The following is a 23,510-nucleotide window of genomic DNA, read 5'->3' as shown; positions in this document are numbered from 1 at the left end:
GCATGACCGCTCGCACGTTGAGCGCCGCTGTGTCCCACGTGGGGCGCATCCGCGCGAACAACCAGGACTCCGGCTACGCCGGGGCGCACCTGTTCGCGGTGGCGGACGGCATGGGCGGCCACGCCGGCGGTGACGTCGCCTCGGCCATCGCGATCCGACGCATCCGCGAGGTCGACCGCGAGTTCCCGTCGGCGCACGACGCCGAGTTCGCGCTGCAGTCGGCGCTCATCGCGGCGAACCAGCTGATCACCGAGACCGTGTTCGAGCACCAGGAGCTCACCGGCATGGGCACAACGGTGTCCGCGATGATCCGCGTCGGCGAGCAGATCGCGATCGCGCACATCGGCGACTCCCGCATCTACCGTCACCGCGACGGCGAGCTGCAGCAGATCACGTCGGACCACACCTTCGTCCAGCGGCTGGTCGACAGCGGCCGGATCACGCCGGAGGAAGCCGCGGTCCACCCGCGTCGCTCCGTGCTGATGCGCGTGCTCGGCGACGTCGACGCCGCCCCAGAGGTCGACACGGCGATCATGGACATCCAGCCGGGCGACCGCTGGCTGCTCTGCTCCGACGGCCTGTCCTCGTACCTGGCCGAAGAGCGCATCCGCCACGCCCTGGCCTCGAACATGGACGCCAACCAGGTCACGCAGCGCCTGGTGAAGGAGACGCTCGACCACGGCGCCCCGGACAACGTCACCGTCGTGGTGATGGACGTCACGGACACCGAACCCGAAGACGACGACGACGCGGCCACCACGGTCGGCTCCGCTGCGGCACCGCTCACCTTCGAGGCGTCGACCGGCCGCAAGCCGATCCGCCTCCCCACGATCCTGCTCCACCCGCTCAAGGTCACCACCGCGCCCGAGGACTCGCACTTCGAGCCCGAGTCCGACCAGTTCTTCGCCGAGCTCATCGCCGAGGACCGCCGACGCCGCATCCGCCGTCGGGTGTCCTGGACCGTTGCGCTCGTGGTCGCCGTCGCCGTGCTCGTCGGCGCGGTGTTCGTCGGCTGGCGGATCACGCAGGACCACTACTACGTCGGCACCGACCGGGGCACCGTCGCGATCTACAAGGGCGTGCAGCAGTCGATCGGGCCGTTGGCGCTGTCGGACGTGTACGAGGACAGCGACATCACGGTCTCGTCGCTGCCGGACTACACCCGCGAGAACGTCCGCTCGACGATCAACGCGCAGTCACTCTCCGACGCCCGTGACATCGTCGAGCGCCTGCGCAAGGCCGCCGCGACCGGTGAGGACCAGGCCGGCACCGGTGGGAACGGCGACGCCAGCTCGTCCCCGTCGCCCTCGCCGACCCGATCGCCGTCGCCGAGCCCCACCCGGAGCCCGCGATGAGCAACGCCACGGCCGCCCAGTCCTTCACCCAGGCGATCACGATCAAGCTCCGGGAGCCCGCCCGTGCGCGGAACCTCGAGCTCTTCCTGCTCGTCATCGCGTGCGGCATCTGCGCGGGTGCGATGGTGCTCGTGCAGCTCGGCACCAAGGGCCGGCTGTTCGACCAGTCGGTGCTCTGGGTCGGCGGCGGCATCCTCGGCCTCGCGCTGGTCATGCACGTGGTGCTGCGGGTCGTGGCGAAGAACGCCGACCCGTTCATCCTGCCGATCGCGCTCGTCCTGAACGGCATCGGCATCGCGGAGATCTACCGCATCGACGTCCACAACGGCCTGTCCGGCTGGGACGCCATCGGCGTGAAGCAGATCGTCTGGACGATGCTCGCGATGGTCCTGGCGATCATCACGCTCGTCGCCGTCCGGAACCACCGGTTCCTGCAGCGGTACCGCTACATCTTCATGGCGCTGACGATCGTCCTGCTCCTCCTGCCGATGCTGCCGGGGATCGGCACGAACATCGGTGGCGCGCGGGTCTGGATCAAGATCGGCCCGTTCTCGTTCCAGCCCGGTGAGCTCGCGAAGATCACCATGGCGCTGTTCTTCGCCGGGTACCTCGTCACCGCCCGCGACTCGCTGTCGATCGTCGGCAAGAAGTTCCTCGGCATGACGTTCCCGCGTGCCCGTGACCTCGGCCCGATCCTGGTCATGTGGGGCGCTGCGATGGCCGTCCTCGTGTTCCAGCGCGACCTCGGCACCGCCCTGCTCTACTTCGGCCTGTTCCTGGTGATGATCTACGTCGCCACGGCACGCATCAGCTGGGTCGCGATCGGTCTCACGCTGTTCATCGGTGGAGCCCTCGTCGCACAGAGCGTCCTGGAGTACGTCCGCGGTCGCTTCGAACAGTGGCTCGACCCGTTCAACCAAGAGGTCTTCAGCCGCGACACCCAGGCGAGCTACCAGCTGGTGCAGGGCCTGTTCGGCTTCGCGAACGGCGGCATCACCGGCACCGGGCTCGGGCAGGGCCGGCCGTACATCACGCCGGTCGCCAACGCCGACTACATCGTCGCGTCGCTCGGTGAAGAGCTCGGCCTGATCGGCGTCTTCGCGATCCTCGCCCTCTTCATCGTGTTCGCCTCGCGTGGCATCCGCGTCGGGTTCATGGCGCAGGACGACTTCGGCAAGCTGCTCGGTGTCGGCTTCGGCTTCATCATCGCCCTGCAGGTGTTCGTCGTCGTCGGTGGCATCACCCGGATCATCCCGGTGACCGGTCTGACCACGCCGTTCATGGCCGCCGGTGGTTCCTCGCTCATCGCCAACTGGATCATCGCCGCGATGCTGCTGCGACTCACCGATTCCATCCCAGCCGAACAACGCGTCCAGCAGGGCGCGATCCCCGCCGCGAGCGGGCGGTCTGCGCGCGCGACCAGGAAGGAGCGTCGTCGATGAACCGACAGCTCCGCGGTGTCTCGACCGTCATCGTGCTCATGTTCGTCGCACTCTTCGTGTCGACGACGTCGATCCAGTTCTTCGCGGCCGACTCGTTGCGCGCAGACTCCCGGAACTCCCGAACCATCTTGGACAGTTACTCCACCAAGCGTGGCGCGATCCTCGTCGACGGCAGCCCGATCGCCGAGTCGACCCCGGTGGACGACCAGTACCAGTACCAGCGCAAGTACACGAACGGTGACCTGTACTCCGCGGTCACCGGGTACTTCACGATCGGGCAGGGCAACACCGGCATCGAGAGCGCGGAGAACACCGTGCTCTCGGGCAACTCGGACGCCTCGTTCTTCCAGAACCTCAACTCGATCCTCACCGGCCAGGACGTCCAGGGCGACAACGTCAACCTGACCATCGACCCGGACGTGCAGCAGGCCGCGTACGACGCGCTCGGCACCAACAGCGGCGCCGTCGTCGCGATCCAGCCGAAGACCGGCAAGATCCTCGCGATGGTGTCGAAGCCGAGCTACGACCCGAACTCGCTCACCTCGCACGACACGGCCGAGGTCAAGCGGCAGTACGACGCGCTGCTCGGGGCCGACACCGCTCCGCTGCAGAACCGTGCCATCGGCGGCGACCTGTACACCCCCGGATCGGTGTTCAAGCTCGTGGTGGCCTCGGCGGCACTCGAGGGCGGCAAGTACAACCTCGACTCCACGTTCCCGAACCCGTCGCGACTGCAGCTGCCGGGCACGAGCTCGTACATCAACAACGCCGAGGGCGGCACCTGCGGCGGCGGCGACAAGGTCAAGCTCCGCACGGCGATCCAGTACTCGTGCAACATCCCCTTCGCCGAACTCGGCCAGAAGCTCGGGTACGACGCGATCAAGAGCATGGCCGACAAGTACGGCTTCGGCGACGCGATCGAGATCCCGATGGCGGCGACCGCCAGCCAGTACCCCGACGTCGACTCGACGGCCCAGCTCATGCTGAGCGCCTTCGGCCAGGCGAGCGTCCGGGTCTCCCCGCTGCAGATGGCGATGGTGTCGGCCGGCATCGCGAACGGCGGCAAGGTCATGCAGCCCTCACTCGTCGACTCGATCACCACGAGCGACCTGAAGACGGTCGAGTCCTTCTCCCCGAAGCAGTACAGTGATCCGCTGTCGTCCTCCGAGTCCGCTGACCTCACCGAGGCCATGCAGAGCGTCGTGAGCGCGGGGACCGGTACCAATGCCAAGATCGACGGTGTCGACGTCGCCGGCAAGACCGGCACGGCCGAAGGTGGCACCGGCGATCCGTACACGCTCTGGTTCACGGGGTTCGCCCCCGCCAAGGACCCGGAGGTGGCCGTCGCGGTCGTCGTCGGCAACGGCGGCGGGCTCGGGCAGTCCGGAGTCGGCAACACGGTCGCGGCCCCGGTCGCGAAGAAAGTCATGGAGGCGGTGCTGAACAAATGAGACCCACCAGCGGACTCACCTTCGGTGGGCGGTACCAGCTCTCCTCCCGGGTCGCCATCGGCGGCATGGGCGAGGTGTGGCAGGCGACCGACCTCGTCATCGGCCGAACCGTCGCACTCAAGATCCTCAAGGACGAGTACCTCGGTGACCCCGGCTTCCTCGAGCGCTTCCGCGCCGAGGCCCGGCACGCCGCCCTCGTCAACCACGAGGGCATCGCCAACGTCTTCGACTACGGCGAGGAGGACGGCAGCGCCTACCTCGTGATGGAGCTCGTCCCCGGCGAGGCCCTGTCGACCATGATCGAGCGCGAGCACACGCTCCCGGTCGACAAGGTGCTCGACATCGTCGCGCAGACCGCGAACGCCCTGCAGGCCGCACACGCGGTCGGCCTGGTGCACCGCGACATCAAGCCCGGCAACCTGCTCATCACGCCCGACGGCCGCGTCAAGATCACCGACTTCGGCATCGCGCGCATCGCCGACCAGGTCCCGCTCACCGCGACCGGTCAGGTGATGGGCACGGTGCAGTACCTGTCGCCCGAGCAGGCGAGCGGCCACCCCGCATCGCCGTCGACCGACATCTACTCGCTCGGCATCGTCGCGTACGAGGCCCTGGCGGGTCGTCGTCCGTTCACCGGTGAGTCGCAGGTCGCGATCGCGATGGCGCACATCAACGAGCAGCCGCCGCCGCTGCCCGGGGACATCCCCGAGCCGGTCTCGGCCCTGGTCATCTCGTGCATCGCGAAGAAGCCGGCAGACCGTCCCGCGACGGCCGCGAACCTCGCCCGCGCCGCACAGGCGCTGCGTCGTGGTGACGTCGCCGCGGCCACCGTGGCCGTCCCCGCGATCGCGCAGAACGGCACCGTCGCGTTCAACCCGCCGCAGGGCCAGGGGAACGACGCCGCGACCGCACTCCTCGGCACCCAGGCCGGAGCGATGGCCGGCGGACCGGGCACCCCCCGCTCGCCGGTCTCCGACGAGCCCGAGGAACCGAAGAAGAAGCGCGCCTGGATCTGGTGGGTTGTCGGCATCATCGTCGTGCTCGCCATCGCCGCCGGCGCCGCGTACGCCCTCAACGCGAACAACGCCCCGGAACCCGAGCCCACGAAGTCCTCGAGCACGCCGAAGGCGACCCGCACGCCCACGCAGACCCCGTCCCCCGAGCCGACCGAGACCCGCGTCACGGTCTCGGCGGCGGACTACCAGGGGCAGAACGCGGAGCAGGTCGCGAACCAGCTCCGCGCCCGGGGCCTGCAGGCCGAGGTCGTCGCCGGGTCGAACGCGACGTCGTCCGACCAGGTCGGCACCGTCGAGTCACTCAGCCCCGAGGGCAGCCTGGCCCCCGGCACCCTCGTCACCGTCAAGGCGTTCGGCGACGTGCTGACCGCAGCGGCGCCCGAGCGTGCCACCGGCGGGACCGTCAGCGAGTCCGGTCGTGTGACCTTCAGCTGGCCCGCGTACACGAGCTGCCCCGCCGGGTACTCGGACGTCAGCTACACGTACACGATCGACAACGGCACCGTCCCCTCGAACGGCAGCAGCTCCGGCTCCACCTCCGGTACCGCGGTGACCGTCGCCGGCGCCCAGTACGGCAAGGTGACCCTGTCGTACAAGGTGACCTGCAAGTCGCCGCAGTCCGATTCCTCGGTGGTCTCCGAGTCCTCGCCGGGCGCCCAGGTCGAGTGGACCGAGCCCACGGACCAGGAGACGACGAACCCGGACGACGGGATCAACCCCACCGAGACCCCGCAAGACGACCTGTGAACGACCCCTGGACGGGGACTGTCGACACCGTTCGGTAACGGTTCGGTCGACCCATCCCCGACCAGCGTCTCACCAGGTGGTGCTGCCGTACACTAGCCCGGACGAACAGACGGAGGAGTACGTGCCAGAAGGTGTGACCGCGGGGATCACGCTCCTCGCCAATCGCTACGAGATCGGTGACGTCATCGGTCGGGGCGGCATGGCGACCGTGCACCTCGGCAACGACACCCGCCTCGGCCGCAAGGTCGCGGTGAAGCTCCTCAAGCCGAGCCTCGCCAACGACCCGGCCTTCCGCACGCGGTTCCGGCAGGAAGCCCAGGCCGCTGCACGCATGGCCCACCCCACCGTCGTCCGCGTGTACGACGCCGGCGAAGAGACGGTTTCCGAGCCGTCGGGCGCCGAGGTGCAGGTCCCCTTCATCGTCATGGAGTACGTCGAGGGCCGTCCGCTCTCCGACATCATCGCCGAGGGCGCCGTCGCCCCGGACGAAGCCGTGCGCATCACCGAGGGCATCCTCACCGCGCTCGAGTACTCGCACCGTGCGGGCGTGGTCCACCGCGACATCAAGCCCGCCAACGTCATGGTCACCCACACCGGCCAGGTCAAGGTCATGGACTTCGGCATCGCCCGGGCCATCACCGACACCTCGGCGACGGTCGCGCAGACCACGTCGATCCTCGGAACCGCCTCGTACTTCTCACCGGAGCAGGCCCGCGGCGAGACCGTCGACGCCCGCACCGACCTCTACTCCACCGGCGTCGTGCTCTTCGAGCTCCTCACCGGTCGCGCACCGTTCCTCGGGGACACCCCGGTGGCGGTCGCCTACCAGCACGTCAGCGAGCAGCCGGTCGCACCGTCGACGATCTCGCCCGACGTGTCCCCGGCTCTCGACGCCGTGACCCTCCACGCCCTGGTCAAGGACCGCACGCGCCGGTTCCAGAACGCGGCCGAGTTCCGCTCGGACCTGCAGCAGGCCGCAGCCGGCCGGGTGCCCGCGTCCACGAAGAAGCAGCAGCAGAACGCGGCGAACGACGCCTCGACCGTGCTCTTCGGCGTCGACCCCCGCACGACGACCAACGCCGCATCGGCGTTCCGTGAACTCGACGACGACACCGCCGAGCACCGACCCCAGCGCACCCAGAACCGACCTCCGGTCGCGTGGATCTGGGTCGGCATCCTGCTCACCGTCGCGGTCATCGTCGCCGTGGTGTTCTTCGTCGCGAACCTGCAGCCGGGCAAGCCGCCGGTGTCCTCCTCGGTCAGCGTGCCCAACGTGGCGGGTTCGACCTACAGCGCCGCGGCCAGCGCCCTCGACAAGAAGGACCTCAAGCCCGTCAAGGTCGAGGAGAACTCCGACAGCGTCGACAAGGGCACGGTCATCCGGACGGACCCGGGCTCCGGCGTGAACGTCGGGCGCAACCAGAACGTCAACGTCGTGGTCTCCCTCGGCCCGGAACGCGTCCCCGTGCCCGAGCTCAACGGGCAATCGCAAGCGGCTGCGCAACAGTCCCTCGACGATGCCGGATTCCGCCTCGGCGCGATCTCGAGTGACTACTCGGCCGACGTCCCCGAGGGCACGGTGCTGAGCTCGGACCCCGAGTCGGGTTCCCTGCACACCAAGGGCATCGTGATCAACCTCACGATCTCCAACGGCAAGGTGCAGCTGCCCGACGTGACGCAGCAGCAGTACTCGGCGGCGAAGGCCACCGTCGAGCAGCTCGGGCTCACCGTGAACCCGGCGCCGTCCTACTCGTGCACCGGCGGACTCGTGACCCAGCAGGACACCCCTGCCGGAGACGTCGCCCAGGGCAGCGCCGTCACGCTCACCTACTGCGCACGAGCTGCGGCGCCGCCGAAGGCACCCTCGTCCAGCAACAACAACGACAGCGGCGACAGCGGGAAGAACGATCGCGGCGACGACCAGGGTGACGACGGCCGCTGAGCCGACCGTCTCGTGACGCGACCGTCCTGACGGACGGGTGACGGGCCTCCCGTCCGTCCTCCGTGCCACAGGCCCATCCGCTCGTCGCCTCCGTCCTCAGGCTGTTCCTGCCGGCCTGGAGGCACGACGCACGCCCGCAACCGACCGCACGTCACGCAGACGGTGCGATCCAGTGCCCGGGAGACGCCGTCGTGTCAGCAAGACGCCCCCAAACACACGAGACGCCGGCGGATCCGGCGGCGTCTCGGTGACACGACGGCGTCTGCCGCCATGGGACGCTCGTCAGGCGCGGTGCGTCGCGATGAGCGGCCCGAGGTCGGCGGCGCGCTCGGCTGCGCCGGACAGCCCGGTGGTCTCGAGCCAGTTGCCGACCATGCGGTACCCGCCCTCGGTCAGGACCGACTCCGGGTGGAACTGCACGCCGAACACGGGGTGCGCCCGGTGCTGGACGCCCATGATGACCCCGCCCTCGGTGCGCGCAGTCACGGTGAGTTCGTCGGGGACGGTACCGTCGACGATCGCGAGCGAGTGGTAGCGCGTGGCCGTGAAGGGGTGCGGGACACCGGCGAAGAGCGCGCTGTCGTCGTGGTCGACCTCGGAGGTCTTGCCGTGCATGAGCTCCTCGGCGTGCGTGACCGTGGCGCCGAGTGCCTCCGCGATGGCCTGGTGTCCCAGGCAGACGCCGAGCAGCGGGGTCTCGGCGGCGATGGCCGCGTGCACCGTAGGGATCGAGACGCCGGCAGCCGCCGGTGTTCCCGGGCCGGGCGACAGCAGCACGCCGTCGTACTCGGCGATGCGGTCGGCAATCTCGGACTCGGGGAAGGCATCGTTGCGCACGACATCGGTCTCGGCGCCGAGCTGCTGCACGTACCCGTTGAGCGTGTAGACGAAGCTGTCGTAGTTGTCGACGACGAGGATCCTGGTCATGGCGGTTCACCGTACTCGTGGGGGATGTGTGCGGCGGTCAGCGGGCCGATCCACACACGTGGTCACGGTAGGATACCGGCCATGGCCAAGGACAAGGACCGCACCAAGCCCGCCCGGACGACCCGAGCTGACTCGGTCGACACCGCGGGGGACGCCCCGAACCCGGTGTGGTTCAAGCCGGTCATGTTCGGCTTCATGCTCATCGGTCTGGTGTGGGTGATCGTCTTCTACATCTCGAACGCCACGCTGCCGGTTCCGAGCCTCGGCTCGTGGAACATCGTCGTCGGCTTCGGCATCATGTTCGTCGGCTTCCTCATGACCACCCGCTGGCGCTGACCCTCAGCCCGCTGTTCTCCCGACGCCCGTCGCACCGCAAGGTGCGGCGGGCGTCGTCGTTCTCCACAAGCTCAAGCGCTCCTGGAACGCACATCCTCGAGGATCCCACCGTTCTCCACACTTTTCCCCATTCTCCACACCGTCATCCACACCCCGACCCCGGAGTTATCCACAACCGATTCCACAGTGGGGATAATCACACTGGTGTAACTCACCGACTTCTCCACACCTGTGGATAACTCGCAGCAGCGCTGTGGACAGCTGTGGACGAGCAGCACACGGACAGCCCTGGGAACGACGAACGCCCCGCCGCAGTGCGACGGGGCGTTCGGGGAGCGTTGTGCCCGTGTCAGCCGATCGTGACCGCGTACCCCACAGCGGTGAGCGCGATGCCGAGCACCGCCGCGCCGATGATCAGCGCGATCTGCAGCGGACGCTTCCGGATGTTGCGCGTCTGTGCGAAGACGAACCCCATCAGGAAGCCGCCGATGATCCCGCCGACGTGCGCCTGCCACGAGATGTTGACGCCGGGCAGGAACCCGATGACCAGGTTCAGTCCCATGAGCACGAGGAGCTGCACGGCATTGTTCCCCAGGCTGCGCTGCAGCACGAAGAACGCGGCGAACAGCCCGAAGATCGCACCCGAAGCACCCAGCACGGTCGTCCCCGGCGCGAGGAAGGTGACGAGCATGGACCCGAAGATCCCCGTGATGAAGTACAGCGCCACGAACCGCCAGGTGCCGAGCATGTTCTCGAGCATCCGACCGAAGATCCAGAGCGCCCACATGTTGAACAGGATGTGGAAGATGCCCGAGTGCACGAACAGCGAGGTCACCACACGCCATGGCTGCGTCGGCAGCAGCAGCGAGTTGTAGGCGAGCAAGCTCGTGAAGAACCGCCCGCTGACCTGGTCGAGCAACCAGATCGCCACCGTGATCGCCACGATGACGGTCGTGCCCTTCTGGTCGAGCATGGCGAAGCGCCGCCGAGCGACCGTGAACCCACTGGGGGCTCCGGACGCTCGACGGTTCGCTGCGAACTGTGCGCGCTGTTCACGCACGCACTCCGGGCAGTGCACCCCGACCGCCGCCGGCGTCTGGCACTCCGGGCAGATCGTCCGCCCACAGCGCTGGCAGAGCACGAAGCTCTGCCGGTCCGGATGCCGGTAGCAGGTGTTGTTCGGGTTGTACGCCTGGTCGGTCACGTGCTGGTCAGACGCCTTCGACGTCGATGCTCTGGATGACGACGTCCTCGACGGGCTTGTCACGACCGTCGGTCGGGACGCCCTCGATCGCGTCGACGACCGCACGGGACTCGTCGTCGGCGACCTCACCGAAGATGGTGTGCTTGCCCTGCAGCCACGGCGTCGCCACCGTGGTGATGAAGAACTGCGAGCCGTTGGTGCCGCGGCCGCCCTGGATGCCGGCGTTCGCCATGGCGAAGATGTAGGGGTTCTGGAACGTGAGCTCCGGGGAGATCTCGTCGTCGAAGCGGTACCCGGGGCCACCGATGCCCTGGCCGAGCGGGTCGCCGCCCTGGATCATGAAGTCCTTGATGATGCGGTGGAAGATCACGCCGTCGTAGAGCTTGTCGGTCGAGACCTTGCCCGTGCCGGGGTGGGTCCACTCCTGCTGGCCCGTGGCGAGGTCGACGAAGTTCTTGACGGTCTTCGGTGCGTGGTTGCCGAACAGGTTGACGCGGATGTCGCCCTTGTTGGTGTGGATCGTTGCGACAGCGGTGTGCAGAGACATGTTCCGATTCTCGCATGTACTCCTGACCGCGGACGGATTGCACAGCTGCGGTTCCGTGACCTGTCAGGCAGTGTGGTGGCAGGATGGGGTCACGCCGATCCGATGGAGGTACCAGATGACGACGATCGAGATCCCGCGAAAGCGTCGGAAGCAGATCAAGAAGCTCAAGGGCCAGACCGCCTCGCTCCTCGGCGAGCAGCGCAAGGTCCTCGAGCACGCGAACGCGATCCTGGCTGAGGCCCGGTCGAACGCCGCGGACGCAGCTCGCAAGGACATCGCACCCCGCGTGCAGAACGCGATCGACAACGGGATCCGTCCCGCGTTCGCCACCGGCGTGCACGCTGCCACCTCGGCAGCGCAGAGCGCTTCGCACAAGTTCCAGTCCGAGGTGGTCCCCGGACTCGTCTCGACCGCTGGCTCGGTGCTGAGCGTGACCGACCTCGCGAAGGACCCCCGGGTCAAGAAGATCGTGAAGAACGCGCAGAAGAAGAGCAAGAGCGCGAAGAAGGCTGCCGCGAAGTACGTCCCGTCGCAGCAGAAGAAGGGTCTCGGCTTCGGCGGAGTCGCACTCATCATCGTCGGCGTCGTCGCCGTCGCCGGTGCTGCGTACGCCGCGTACCAGACGCTCCGCGCCGACGACGACCTGTGGGTCGCCGACGACGCTGACACGGCGGAGAAGCCCGCCGCCTGACCTCCCGGTTCGTACGAAGGGCCCCGGCTGCTGCCGGGGCCCTTCGTCGTTCCCGGGCACGCGCTGAACCTGCGCACCGCGTGCCGTGAACGCTCCCACCCACCGACCCGGAGGCACCCACCGGCCTGGCCCCGCGCCTCCCGTCCGCCATGCGCTCACGCAACACGCCCCGGTGACGCCGCCGAGAGGTCGCAACCTGTCGTGCGGAGGACGCGCAGACGACAGTTCCGGCGACCTCGGCGAACCACACGCGGCATGTCCTGACCACTCGAGAAGATGCCGGCCGCACGGCGAGTGGAGGTCCCAGCCATCGCGGAGCGGCGCGTCGCCGAAGGCACGCAGACCAGCACGACGACCGAGCCGCCCGCGACGATCGCGCCGCAGGGGCGGCGGCGCGCATGGGCACAGAACGAAGCCCCTGGGAAGACGACGGAGTCGGCAACCAGGGGCTGATGCGAGTGGAGCCTGGGAGAATCGAACTCCCGACATCCTGCTTGCAAAGCAGGCGCTCTACCAACTGAGCTAAGGCCCCGAGTGCCACCGAGGTGATCGGCGACAGGATGGGATTGTCGTGCTGTTCCGGAGAACTGGTGGGGCTACAAGGACTTGAACCTTGGACCTCTTCGTTATCAGCGAAGCGCTCTAACCGCCTGAGCTATAGCCCCTCAGACCGGATGAAAGCCTACCGTACGATGCCGCCGGAACGAAATCGAGCAGTGGGCCCATCCGGCCCGGGTGTGTCAGTTGTTCGTGAAGCCCACGAGCAGACCGCCCGTGATCCGAACACTGAGGTTGTAGAGCACGCTCACGATGGCGCCGAGCACGGTGCCGACGACCACGTTGAGGATGCCCACGACGATGGAGAACCCGAGGACCTGGCCCAGCGAGAACTGGTCCATGATCGAGTAACTGTTCTGCCCGGTGACGTCCTTCAACAGGGCGTCGACCTGGGTGAACACACCCGTCTGGTTGAGGATGACCCACACCAGTGCCGTGGCGACCACGATCACGATGCTGCCGGCCAGGGCGATGAGGAAGCTCAGCTTCACCATCGACCAGAAGTCGACGTAGACCAGTCGCAACCGCACCTGGCGGGTGCCGACGGGTCGCTTCGCCTTCTTCTGGAGCTTCTCGGCGACACTACTCATTGCTTGACTGGTCCTCTCCGGCCTCGTCTGCGACGGGCTCGGTGTCGATGGGATCAGTGGAATCCGGGGCCGCTTCGGCAGGGCTGACCGTCTCCACCGGGCCCGCGGGCTCGATCTCGGCGTCGTCCTGGTCGTCCAGGTTCCGCTCGGTGTTCCGGGCCACCGCGATGATCCGGTCGTTCTCCGCGAACCTCGCGAAGACGACGCCCATCGTGTCACGGCCCTTGGCAGGGACCTCGGCCACGGCAGACCTTACCACCTTGCCCGATTGCAGCACGACGAGCACCTCGTCGTCCTCGCCGACGATGAGAGCGCCCACAAGATCGCCTCGGTCGAGCGCCAACTTGGCCACCTTGATGCCCAGACCACCACGGCCCTGCACCCGGTACTGGTCGACCGCGGTGCGCTTGGCGTAGCCGCCCTCGGTCATCACCCAGACGAAGCCGTCGTCGGAGACGACGCGGGCCGCGAGCAGCGAGTCGCCGTCGCGGAAGGACATGCCCTTCACACCCGAGGTCGAGCGACCCATCGGACGCAGGGTGTCGTTCGTCGCCGTGAACCGGAGCGACATGCCCTGGCGGGACACCAGGAGCAGGTCGTCGTGCTCGTCGACGAGCAGCGCCTGCCGGAGCTTGTCGCCGTCGCGCAGGTTGATCGCGATGATGCCGCCGGTGCGGTTCGTGTCGTACTCGGTGAGCGCGGTCTTCTTCACCAGGCCGTGCTCGGTCGCGAGGACGAGGTACTGCGCGACCTCGTAGTCGCGGATGTCGAGCACCTGCTGGATCTGCTCGTCGGGCTGCATCGCGAGCAGGTTCGCGACGTGCTGGCCCTTCGCGTCGCGGCCGGCCTCCTGCAGCTCGTACGCCTTGGCGCGGTAGACCCGGCCCTGGTCGGTGAGGAACAGGAGCCAGTGGTGCGTCGTCGTGACGAAGAAGTGCTCGACGATGTCGTCGGCGCGAAGCTGGGCCCCGCGGACACCTCGGCCGCCACGGTGCTGCGAGCGGTACTGGTCGCTGCGCGTGCGCTTGACGTAGCCACCGCGGGTGATGGTGACGACCATCTCCTCTTCAGGGATCAGGTCTTCCATCGACATGTCGCCGTCGTAGCCGAACATGATCTCGGTACGGCGGTCGTCGCCGAAGCGGTCGACGATCTCGCTCAACTCGTCGCGGATGATCGAGCGCTGGCGGCTCTCCGACCCGAGGATGTCCTGGAAGTCGGCGATCTTGCGCTCGAGCTCCTCGGCCTCGTCGTGGATCTTCTGACGTTCGAGGGCGGCGAGACGACGGAGCTGCAGCTCGAGGATCGCGCGCGCCTGGATCTCGTCGACGGACAGCAGGTCCATGAGGCCGGTGCGGGCCTCTTCGACGTCGGGCGAGCGACGGATGAGCGCGATGACCTCGTCGAGGGCATCGAGCGCAGCGAGGTAGCCGCGCAGGATGTGGGCGCGCTTCTCGGCCTCGCGCAGCCGGAACTGCGTGCGGCGGACGATGACGTCGACCTGGTGGGCGACCCACGCCGAGATGAAGCCGTCGAGCGGCAGAGTGCGGGGCACCCCGTCGACGATCGCGAGCATGTTCGCGCCGAAGTTCTCCTGCAGCTGGGTGTGCTTGTACAGGTTGTTCAGCACGACCTTGGCGACCGCGTCACGCTTCAGCACGATGACCAGGCGCTGCCCGGTACGGCCGGAGGTCTCGTCACGGATGTCGGCGACACCGGCGAGCTTGCCGTCCTTGACCAGCTCGGCGATCTTGATCGCCAGGTTGTCCGGGTTGACCTGGTATGGCAGCTCGGTGACGACGAGGCAGGTGCGACCCTGGATCTCCTCCACCGAGACCACGGCCCGCATCGTGATCGAGCCACGGCCGGTGCGGTAAGCGTCCTGGATGCCCTTGGTACCGAGCACCTGCGCACCCGTCGGGAAGTCCGGGCCCTTGATGCGCTGCATGAGCGCGGCGAGCAGCTCTTCACGGGTGGCGTCGGGGTTGTCGAGCGCCCACTTCGCACCCTCGGCCACCTCGCGCAGGTTGTGCGGCGGGATGTTCGTGGCCATGCCGACCGCGATGCCGACCGAGCCGTTGACGAGCAGGTTCGGGAACCGGGCCGGCAGGATCGCCGGCTCCTGGGTGCGGCCGTCGTAGTTGTCCTGGAAGTCGACGGTGTCCTCGTCGATGTCGCGGACCATCTCGAGCGCGAGCGGCGCCATCTTCGTCTCGGTGTACCGCGGAGCGGCGGCGCCGTCGTTGCCCGGCGAACCGAAGTTGCCCTGGCCGAGCGCGAGCGGGTACCGGAGCGACCACGGCTGCACCAGGCGGACGAGGGCGTCGTAGATCGCCGAGTCACCGTGCGGGTGGAACTGGCCCATGACGTCACCGACGACGCGGGAGCACTTCGAGAACGCACGGTCCGGGCGGTAGCCGCCGTCGAACATCGCGTAGATCACACGGCGGTGCACCGGCTTGAGGCCGTCGCGGACCTCCGGCAGGGCACGACCGACGATGACCGACATCGCGTAGTCGAGGTACGAGCGCTGCATCTCGAGCTGCAGGTCGACCTGCGAGATGCGGTCACCGGAGACGACGATGTCCCCGCTGTCGCCGTGGACGATCTCGGGCTGCTCGTCGGCGCCGTTCTCGTTGTCGTCAGCCATGTGGCTTCGTTCCCTTTCTGGACAGCCTGGAGGCTGTGGTTCCGTTGGTCGCACCGGGCGCGACCACAGGTGGTCAGGACTGGTCGACGCGGCTCACGCCGCGCCTCCTGGCCGTTAGATGTCGAGGAAGCGGACGTCCTTGGCGTTCTGCTGGATGAACTGGCGACGTGCGTCGACGTCCTCACCCATCAGGGTCGAGAAGGTGCTGTCGACCGCAGCCGCGTCCTCGAGCGTGACCTGCAGGAGCGTGCGGGTGTCCGGGTTCATGGTGGTGTCCCAGAGCTCCTTGTAGTCCATCTCGCCGAGGCCCTTGTAGCGCTGGATCCCGTTGTCCTTCGGGATCCGCTTGCCGGCTGCGAGGCCGGCCTGCATCAGGGCGTCGCGCTCCCGGTCGCTGAACACGTACTCGTGCGCCGAGTTCGACCACTTCAGGCGGTAGAGCGGCGGCTGCGCCAGGTACACGTAGCCGTGCTCGATGAGCGGACGCATGTAGCGGAACAGCAGCGTGAGCAGCAGCGTGGTGATGTGCTGGCCGTCGACATCGGCATCGGCCATCAGCACGATCTTGTGGTACCGGGCCTTGTCCGGGTCGAAGTCCTCACCGATGCCGGCACCGAACGCCGTGATCATCGACTGGATCTCCTGGTTGGCGAGGGCGCGGTCGAGCCGGGCCTTCTCGACGTTCAGGATCTTGCCGCGCAGGGGCAGGATCGCCTGGGTCATCGGGTTGCGGCCCTGCACGGCGGAACCGCCGGCGGAGTCGCCCTCGACCATGAAGATCTCCGACACGGTCGGGTCCTTCGACTGGCAGTCCTTGAGCTTGCCGGGCATGCCGCCCGACTCGAGCAGCCCCTTGCGGCGGGTGGTCTCGCGCGCCTTGCGGGCGGCGAGCCGCGCCTGCGACGCCTGGATCGCCTTGCGGACGACGTCGCGTGCCTGCGTCGGGTTGCTCTCGAACCAGTGGGTCAGCTCGGTGCCGACGACGCGCTGCACGAACGACTTCGCCTCGGTGTTGCCGAGCTTGGTCTTCGTCTGCCCCTCGAACTGCGGCTCGCCGAGCTTCACGGAGATGACGGCCGTCAGCCCTTCGCGGATGTCGTCACCCGTGAGGTTGTCGTCCTTCTCCTTGATGATCTTCGTCTCGCGCGCGTAGCGGTTGACGAGGGTCGTGAGCGCGGCACGGAAGCCCTCTTCGTGGGTGCCGCCCTCGTGCGTGTTGATCGTGTTCGCGAAGGTGTGGACGCTCTCCTGGTACGAGGTGTTCCACTGCATCGCGACCTCGAGCGCGATCTTGCGCTCCGGGTCCTCGGACTCGAAGCCGATGACGTCCGGGTGGACGAGGTCGGCCTTCTTCTGCGCGTTGATGTACTCGACGTAGTCGGCGAGACCACGCTCGTACATGAAGGTGTCGTTGCGGGCCTCTTCCCCTTCTTCCGGGGCGCGCTCGTCGCGGAGGTTGATCCGCAGGCCCTTGTTCAGGAAGGCCATCTGCTGGAACCGCGTGCGCAGGGTCTCGTAGTCGAAGACGACGGACTCGAAGATCTCGGCGTTCGGCCAGAACGTGATCGTCGTGCCGGTCTCGTCGGTTTCTTCGTCCTTGGAGACGGGCGCGACGGGGACACCGTCGGTGTAGCTCTGGCGCCAGACGTGGCCCTGGCGACGGACCTCGACGTCGAGCTCGGAGCTCAGCGCGTTCACGACGGACGAACCGACGCCGTGCAGACCGCCGGAGACGGCGTACCCGCCACCGCCGAACTTGCCGCCGGCGTGCAGGACGGTGAGGACGACCTGCAGGGTCGAGACCCCCTCGGCCGCGTGGACGTCGACCGGGATGCCACGGCCGTTGTCGACGACGCGGACGCCACCGTCTTCACGGATGCTCACGTCGATGGTGTCGCAGTACCCGGCGAGGGCTTCGTCGACGGAGTTGTCGACGATCTCCTGGACCAGGTGGTGCAGGCCGCGAGGGCCGGTCGAACCGATGTACATACCCGGGCGCTTGCGGACGGCCTCGAGCCCCTCGAGCACCTGAATCTGGTCTGCGCCGTAGGACGGTTCGCTCTGCGGGGTCTCCGCGCCGAGCGGGTTCTGCCGGTCGTCTTCAGATTCTGCTGCCATGTCGAGCGTGCTCCTGCCTGCGCGCGGAACGCCCGCGCACTGCACCTCCCAGTCTACCGCAGAGCCCCCTCTTTCGAGGGCTCATCTGCCCCGCAGACGGGCTTTTCTGGCACTCCAGGATGATTTCGTCGCCTCAACCGTAGGTGTCGCGAGGACCGCGCCCCTGGACCGTCCTGGGGCCGCGTTTCCACGTGGGGGCGTCCGGGCCGGAAACCCTGATCGACTCGACCCCGGCTTCGGGGTGCCGTTCCGCGATGGTCGTCGTGACCGTCGCACGCATCAGTCGGAGCTGGGTCGCCCAGGCCGTCGAGTCGCACCGGATGACGAGTGCGCCGTCCTCGATGGTGACCGGTCGGGAGTGCTTCGCCAGCTCCTCGCCGACGACGCTCGGCCAGTCCACGAAGAGCTCGGAGCGGGCGAGGGGTTCGGTCCAACCGAGTTCCTGAGCGAGCGAACCGACGATGTCCGCGAGGCCCTTCGGCTCGCGGCCGCGCCCGTACGGCACGGTGTCGGCGTCGAACTCGCGGGCACGGCGGCGGCGGGCATCGGTGCCGCGCTTGGACGGGTCGCCGAACACCGCGCGCAGGTGGCGGTACACCTGCGAGGGTTCGGTGGGCTTGCGGGGCTTCGGCATCAGGCGTCGGCTTCGGCGGGGGTGGGGGTGTCGGTCGGGTCGGTCTTGCTGTCCGCGTCCGTCGGCTCCGTCGCGTCGGTCGCGTCCGTCGCGTCCGACGCGTCCGTCGCCGGACTGGAGGCCCGGGTCGCGTCCGCCTCGTCGGTCACGATCGTGCCCGCCTCGATCCGCACGGTGTGCGCCGCCAGCTTCGGGGGCACGTCGTTGAACACCGCGGCCGTGATGAGCACCTGCTCGTAGTCGGCGACGGCGTTCGCCAGCCGTTCCCGCCGCGATTCGTCGAGTTCGGCGAAGACGTCGTCGAGGATGATGATCGGGTCACCCAGGTTCGACTCGGCGCGCAGGATCGAGGCGCTCGCGAGCTGGATGGCCAGCGCGAAGGACCAGGATTCGCCGTGACTCGCGTACCCGCGGGCTGGTAACCCGTTGAGCTGGAACAGAACGTCGTCTCGATGCGGTCCGACGAGGGTGAGCCCGCGGTCGAGTTCGTCCCGGCGACGGCGCTCGAGGGCGGCCGCGAACGCTTCGGCAGCCGACGCGACCGTGACGGGCTCGTCGGGGGTCCCGAGGACGGGATCGGTGGCCGCCGCCGACTCGGGGTCGCCACCACGGATCGACAGGACACCAGTGATCGAGGCGTCGTGGTGCTCGCCGGCGACGGTCGCGTAGGCCTCGGCCACGAAGGGTGCGAGCCGCCGGGTCAGGTGGTCACGGGCCGCGACGATCTCGGCGCCGAGTCCGACGAGCCGGTCGTCCCAGACGTCGAGCGTCGACAGGGCGTTCGCCTTCGCGCCGGTGGCACGGGCTGACTTGAGCAAGGTGTTCCGCTGCCGGAGCGTGCGGTCGTAGTCGGCGAGCACACCCTGCATCCGCGGTGCGATCTGGCCGAGGAGCTCGTCGAGCATCCGGCGTCGCCCGGCCGGCTCGCCCCGCACGAGGGCGAGGTCCTCCGGGGCGAAGAGCACACTCGTGCAGTAGCGCGGCAGCTCGCGCGGTTTGATCGCGGAGCGGTTCACCTGCGCGCGGTTCGCACCGGTGCGGTTGATCTGCACCTCGGCGAGGATGCTGCGATCCTCGTGGGCGAGCCGTGCCCGGACGATCGCGGCGTCGCATCCCTGACGGACGAGAGCAGCGTCGGTGGGGACGCGGTGCGAGCCGAGGGTGGACAGGTACCCGATCGCCTCGACCAGGTTGGTCTTGCCCTGTCCGTTGCGCCCGACGAACAGGTTCGGCCCGCGTGCGAGGTCGACGTCCGCCTCCCGGTAGTTCCGGAAGTCGGTCAGTTGGAGATGGTCGACGTGCACGCGGGCCGAGTCCGGGTTCCCCCGGGAAGTCCTAGGACTTCTTGACGGCGTGACCGCCGAACTGGTTGCGGAGCGCCGCGACGGCCTTCATCGTCGGCGAGGCGCTGCCCTGACGCGAGACGAAGCGCGCGAAGATCGACGCCGAGAGCGCCGGCATCGGCACGGCGAGCTCGATGCCCTCTTCGAGCGTCCAGCGGCCCTCACCCGAGTCCTCGACGTAGCCCTCGAGCTCGTCGAGCTTCGGGTCCTCGTTCAGCGCGAGCACCATCAGGTCGAGCAGCCAGGAACGGACGACCGTTCCGCGCTGCCAGCCGGCGAACACGGCGGGGACGTCGGTGATCAGGTCCTTGGCCTCGAGGAGCTCGTAGCCCTCGCCGTACGCCTGCATGATCGCGTACTCGATGCCGTTGTGGACCATCTTCGCGTAGTGGCCGGCGCCGATCGGGCCGGCGTGCGAGAAGCCCTCTTCACGGGGACCCTCGGGACGCAGCGCGTCGAACACGGGCATCGCGAACTCGACGTCCGCGGCGTCACCGCCGACCATGAGGCCGTAGCCGTTGTCCTTGCCCCAGACGCCACCGGAGACGCCGGCGTCCATGTAGCGGATGCCGCGCGCAGCGAGCTGCTCGGCGTGCGTGGTGTCGTCCAGCCACTTCGAGTTGCCACCGTCGATGACCAGGTCGCCCTCGCCGAGGACACCGGCCAGGTCGGTGATCACGTCGTCGGTGATCTTGCCGTGTGGGACCATGACCCACACGAGACGCTTGCCCTCCGGGAGGGCAGCGGCGAGGGCGCCGAGGTCGGCGACGTCCGAGACGGCGGGGTTGGCGTCGTACCCGGTGACCTCGATCCCTGCGTTGCGGAGACGGGCACGCATGTTGTTGCCCATGCGACCAAGGCCGACAAGACCGATGTGCATGATTTCCTCTTCTGTTCGTCGTCGCGCTGATGCTGCCGGTGGTGTGCGCCAGCGCAGGTTGCCTGTTGCGCCTATCGCAGCAGCAGGTTCGGCTGCAGCAGGTACCGGTATCCATCGGTCGCTGCGGCCTCTTGCGAAGTCTGGCCGGTGATCAGCACCGGGCCCGGCTTGTTGGGGTTCTCCGTCTTGGTGAAGGAGATGCGGACGAACTCGGAGTGCACCGCGTTCAGTCCGTCCAGGAGGAAGGCGGGCTTCAACGAGACCACCGTTTCCTCGCCGGTCAACAACGCACTGATCGACTCTGACGCCTGCGCTTGTTCGGATCCGATCGCCTCGAGCGTGAGCCCGTCGACCGTGAAGGAGAACCGGAGCGCCGCTTCGCGCTCCAGGACGAGGGAGACCCGTCGGACCGCCTCGACGAGCTCCGCGGTGTTGATCACCGCGTGGTCGTTGACGGTCTCGGGGAAGAGCCGGCGGACCGGCGGGTAGTTGCCCTTGATGAGCAACGACGTCACGGTCTTGTCGTCGGCGTGGAACGCGATGAGCTCGCGGTCGGAGTTGCCGCTGATCGAGACCGACACCGTGGACGCCGAACCGAACGTGCGGCCGACCTCCTGCAGGGTGCGGGCCGGGACCAGTGCGTGCAGGGGGTCCGAGCCGATTCGGCCGGAGTCCCACGCGATGGTGCGGACGGCGACGCGGTAGCGGTCCGTGGCGATGAGGGAGAGGTCGTTGTCGCCGACCTCGAGCTGCACGCCCGTGATGACGGGGGTGACGTCGTCGCGGCTGGCGGCGACGGCGACCTGGGACACCGCTTCGGAGAACGCGTCGCCGGGGATCACACCGGTCTGCGGGCCGATCTCCGGCAGCGTCGGGTACTCCTCGACGGGCATGGACAGCAGCGTGAAGTGCGCCGATCCGCAGGAGACGGAGATCTTGGCGTCCTCGGTGGTGAACGACACGGGGGCGTTCGGGAGCCGGCTCGCGATGTCGTTGAGCAGTCGACCGGAGACCAGGACCGTGCCCGGCTCGTCGATCTGGGCCGAGATGGACGTCTGCGCCGACACCTCGTAGTCGAACGACGAGAGCGTCAGACGATCTCCGTCGGCGTGGATCAGGACGCCCGACAGGATCGGGAGGGTCGTGCGCTGCGGGAGGAGCTTCACTGCGAAGGAGACGGCTTCGGAGAAGACGTCCCGGTTGACCTCGAACTTCACAGCTGGAACCCCTGTCGATCGGCTTGGACTGTCCGGCCGCCCCATTCTGGCACAGGCGGACGGGGGCCGGATTTCTTGTCATCCCGCCGTCCACAAGGTTGTCCCGCAGAGATTGATCGTTAACCAGGAGTAATGGTGTTAACGCCTGTGCACACTGTGGATAACCCTGTGCATCCCGCTCCGCAGTAGGGAACTACACGGTTGTGACTTGTGAGCGGTGTGTGAGCGTTAACGGGATGAATGAATCTCATCTATCCACTTCCATCCCCAGTCTCCACAGGTGACCCCCCACCTGTGTACAACCGGGCGGCGTGTCCTCCACAGTTATCCACAGGCTATCCACACTGTGAGAAGTCCGGCCCATGGAACCGTCTCAGATGGTGGATGGGGCCGGGAACGGGCCGATCTCAGCGGTAACGGCGGTCCTGCTTGATGCGGCTGGTGAGCTCGGTGACCTGGTTGTAGATCGACCGACGCTCCTTCATCAGCTCGGTGATCTTCTTGTTCGCGTACATCACGGTGGTGTGGTCGCGGTTGCCGAACAGCTGCCCGATCTTGGGCAGGGACAGGCTCGTCAGCTCACGGCACAGGTACATCGCGATCTGTCGTGCCGTGGCGATCGCCTGGGAGCGGGACGACCCGTACAGGTCGTCGACGGAGAGCTTGAAGTACTCCGCGGTGTGGTTGATGATGTCCGTCGGCGCGACGACGTTGTCCTCGTCGAGGGTGATCAGGTCCTTGAGGACCGTCTGCACCAGGGCCATGTCCACGGCCGTCCGGTTCAGGCTCGCGAACGCGGTGACCCGGATCAGGGTGCCCTCGAGCTCGCGGATGTTGCTCGACACCTTCGACGCCATGAACTCGAGGATGTCGTCGGGCACCTGCAGGTGGTCGGACTGTGCCTTCTTGCGGAGGATCGCGATGCGCGTCTCGAGCTCGGGCGCCTGCACGTCGGTGATCAGGCCCCACTCGAAGCGCGATCGCATCCGGTCCTCGAACCCGGTCAGGTGCTTCGGCGCGACGTCGGACGTGATGACGACCTGCTTGTTGTGGTCGTGCAGCGTGTTGAACGTGTGGAAGAAGGCCTCCTGCGTGGAGTCCTTCCCCTGCAGGAACTGGATGTCGTCGATCAGCAGGATGTCGATGTCGCGGTACCGCTGCTGGAACTGGTTCGAGCGGTTGTTCGCGATCGAGTTGATGAAGTCGTTGGTGAACTCCTCGCTCGACACGTACCGGACGCGGATCCCCGGGTAGAGGCTCTCGGCGTAGTGCCCGATGGCGTGGAGCAGGTGGGTCTTGCCCAGCCCGGAGTCTCCGTAGATGAAGAGCGGGTTGTAGGCCTTGGCCGGTGCCTCAGCCACGGCGACCGCTGCCGCGTGGGCGAACCGGTTCGACGAGCCGATGACGAAGTTGTCGAAGTTGTACTTCGGGTTGAGTCGCGACTCGGGCCGACCGCTGGTGCCGGGAGAGTCGATCTGGCTCGGGACGAACGGCGCCTCGATGTACTGGCGCGGTGCGGCACTCTGCTCGACGGCTTCCTGCACGGGCTCGGCGTACTCGGGGACGTTCGGGTCAACCCGCGGCTCCGACGCCATGTCCGGGTTGACGGTGATGGCGAAGTTCGCGACCGAGTCGTCACCGATGCGACCGACCGCCTCGGTGATCGGGATCCTGATGCGCTGTTCGAGCATGCCCCGGGTCAGGTCGTTCGGGACCTCGAGGTACAGGGTGCCGGCGAGCACGCCCTTCGGCTCGACCAGGTTCAGGAACCCGTGGAGCTGCGGCGTGATGCGGGGGTCCTCGGCGAGGAGTCCGAGTACGGATGACCAGAGGTCCTCGACGGGGTCGGCCGGCATCGTCAT

General features: G+C 67.9%; 18 protein-coding genes and 2 tRNA genes. 7 read left to right on the top strand and 13 right to left on the bottom strand.

Annotated elements, in window-relative coordinates; genetic code table 11:
- The first annotated feature begins 2 nt into the window (after positions 1–2).
- The 5 genes from DEJ19_RS00100 (at position 3) to pknB (ending at position 7,953) form a co-directional block, all read left to right on the top strand.
- A complete protein-coding gene (locus DEJ19_RS00100) occupies positions 3–1,355 on the top strand; it encodes a Stp1/IreP family PP2C-type Ser/Thr phosphatase (protein WP_111232547.1) in 1,353 nt (450 codons plus the stop codon).
- A complete protein-coding gene (locus DEJ19_RS00095) occupies positions 1,352–2,797 on the top strand; it encodes an FtsW/RodA/SpoVE family cell cycle protein (RefSeq protein ID WP_071404142.1) in 1,446 nt (481 codons plus the stop codon). The genes DEJ19_RS00100 and DEJ19_RS00095 overlap by 4 nt, the downstream gene beginning before the upstream one ends.
- Positions 2,794–4,248 carry a peptidoglycan D,D-transpeptidase FtsI family protein gene (locus DEJ19_RS00090; protein ID WP_110863675.1) on the top strand — a complete coding sequence of 485 codons (1,455 nt, stop codon included), beginning with the start codon at positions 2,794–2,796 and terminating at the stop codon, positions 4,246–4,248. The genes DEJ19_RS00095 and DEJ19_RS00090 overlap by 4 nt, the downstream gene beginning before the upstream one ends.
- Positions 4,245–6,011, top strand: coding sequence for a serine/threonine-protein kinase (locus DEJ19_RS00085; RefSeq protein ID WP_111099693.1), 1,767 nt, complete (start codon positions 4,245–4,247; stop codon positions 6,009–6,011). Before DEJ19_RS00090 ends, DEJ19_RS00085 begins: the two co-directional genes overlap by 4 nt.
- 121 nt (positions 6,012–6,132) lie before the next feature.
- Complete coding sequence (pknB, locus tag DEJ19_RS00080) at positions 6,133–7,953, top strand: Stk1 family PASTA domain-containing Ser/Thr kinase (RefSeq protein WP_258375877.1); 1,821 nt, start codon at positions 6,133–6,135, stop codon at positions 7,951–7,953.
- A 282-nt stretch (positions 7,954–8,235) separates the two neighbouring features.
- On the opposite strand, the gene DEJ19_RS00075 is transcribed toward pknB, so the two are convergent.
- Entirely contained in the window at positions 8,236–8,880 is a 645-nt protein-coding gene (locus tag DEJ19_RS00075; protein WP_111022494.1) for an anthranilate synthase component II, read from the bottom strand.
- Positions 8,881–8,961: 81 nt separating this feature from the next.
- Between DEJ19_RS00075 and DEJ19_RS00070 the strand changes: the two genes are divergently transcribed.
- A complete protein-coding gene (locus DEJ19_RS00070) occupies positions 8,962–9,216 on the top strand; it encodes a cell division protein CrgA (protein ID WP_071404137.1) in 255 nt (84 codons plus the stop codon).
- 349 nt (positions 9,217–9,565) lie between these two features.
- On the opposite strand, the gene DEJ19_RS00065 is transcribed toward DEJ19_RS00070, so the two are convergent.
- Both DEJ19_RS00065 and DEJ19_RS00060 read right to left on the bottom strand, forming a co-directional pair.
- The gene (locus DEJ19_RS00065; protein ID WP_111232548.1) at positions 9,566–10,420 is read right to left on the bottom strand and encodes a rhomboid family intramembrane serine protease; all 855 of its coding nucleotides are present in this window, start codon (positions 10,418–10,420) and stop codon (positions 9,566–9,568) included.
- A gap of 7 nt (positions 10,421–10,427) precedes the next feature.
- A complete protein-coding gene (locus tag DEJ19_RS00060) occupies positions 10,428–10,967 on the bottom strand; it encodes a peptidylprolyl isomerase (RefSeq protein WP_027466924.1) in 540 nt (179 codons plus the stop codon).
- A 115-nt stretch (positions 10,968–11,082) separates the two neighbouring features.
- On the opposite strand from DEJ19_RS00060, the gene DEJ19_RS00055 reads away from it, so the two are divergent.
- Positions 11,083–11,658 (top strand): hypothetical protein, encoded by a 576-nt coding sequence (locus DEJ19_RS00055; RefSeq protein ID WP_051597033.1) that lies wholly within the window; start codon positions 11,083–11,085, stop codon positions 11,656–11,658.
- A gap of 459 nt (positions 11,659–12,117) precedes the next feature.
- On the opposite strand, the gene DEJ19_RS00050 is transcribed toward DEJ19_RS00055, so the two are convergent.
- The 10 genes from DEJ19_RS00050 to dnaA form a co-directional block, all read right to left on the bottom strand.
- Positions 12,118–12,190 (bottom strand) — tRNA-Ala (locus tag DEJ19_RS00050).
- Positions 12,191–12,246: 56 nt separating this feature from the next.
- Positions 12,247–12,323 (bottom strand) — tRNA-Ile (locus tag DEJ19_RS00045).
- Between the two features lie 75 nt (positions 12,324–12,398).
- On the bottom strand, positions 12,399–12,806 hold the full coding sequence (locus DEJ19_RS00040; RefSeq protein WP_027466922.1) for a DUF3566 domain-containing protein: 408 nt from the start codon (positions 12,804–12,806) through the stop codon (positions 12,399–12,401).
- Positions 12,799–15,456 (bottom strand): DNA gyrase subunit A, encoded by a 2,658-nt coding sequence (gene gyrA / locus DEJ19_RS00035; RefSeq protein WP_071404135.1) that lies wholly within the window; start codon positions 15,454–15,456, stop codon positions 12,799–12,801. The genes DEJ19_RS00040 and gyrA overlap by 8 nt, the downstream gene beginning before the upstream one ends.
- Positions 15,457–15,570: 114 nt before the next feature.
- Positions 15,571–17,574, bottom strand: coding sequence for a DNA topoisomerase (ATP-hydrolyzing) subunit B (gyrB, locus tag DEJ19_RS00030; protein ID WP_071404134.1), 2,004 nt, complete (start codon positions 17,572–17,574; stop codon positions 15,571–15,573).
- 133 nt (positions 17,575–17,707) lie between these two features.
- The gene (locus DEJ19_RS00025; protein WP_027466919.1) at positions 17,708–18,208 is read right to left on the bottom strand and encodes a DciA family protein; all 501 of its coding nucleotides are present in this window, start codon (positions 18,206–18,208) and stop codon (positions 17,708–17,710) included.
- Positions 18,208–19,512, bottom strand: coding sequence for a DNA replication/repair protein RecF (gene recF, locus DEJ19_RS00020; RefSeq protein ID WP_111232549.1), 1,305 nt, complete (start codon positions 19,510–19,512; stop codon positions 18,208–18,210). The genes DEJ19_RS00025 and recF overlap by 1 nt, the downstream gene beginning before the upstream one ends.
- 31 nt (positions 19,513–19,543) lie before the next feature.
- Positions 19,544–20,431 carry a phosphogluconate dehydrogenase (NAD(+)-dependent, decarboxylating) gene (gnd, locus tag DEJ19_RS00015; RefSeq protein ID WP_110863683.1) on the bottom strand — a complete coding sequence of 296 codons (888 nt, stop codon included), beginning with the start codon at positions 20,429–20,431 and terminating at the stop codon, positions 19,544–19,546.
- Between the two features lie 71 nt (positions 20,432–20,502).
- Positions 20,503–21,648 carry a DNA polymerase III subunit beta gene (gene dnaN, locus DEJ19_RS00010; protein ID WP_111099689.1) on the bottom strand — a complete coding sequence of 382 codons (1,146 nt, stop codon included), beginning with the start codon at positions 21,646–21,648 and terminating at the stop codon, positions 20,503–20,505.
- A 407-nt stretch (positions 21,649–22,055) separates the two neighbouring features.
- Positions 22,056–23,510: a chromosomal replication initiator protein DnaA gene (gene dnaA / locus DEJ19_RS00005; protein ID WP_071404155.1), complete on the bottom strand. Its 1,455-nt coding sequence runs from the start codon at positions 23,508–23,510 to the stop codon at positions 22,056–22,058.

Source organism: Curtobacterium sp. MCSS17_016 (assembly GCF_003234255.2).
In the GTDB taxonomy this organism is placed as follows: domain Bacteria; phylum Actinomycetota; class Actinomycetes; order Actinomycetales; family Microbacteriaceae; genus Curtobacterium; species Curtobacterium flaccumfaciens.
Note: the sequence above shows the minus strand (reverse complement) of the source record. Positions and strands in the feature narration are given on the sequence as shown.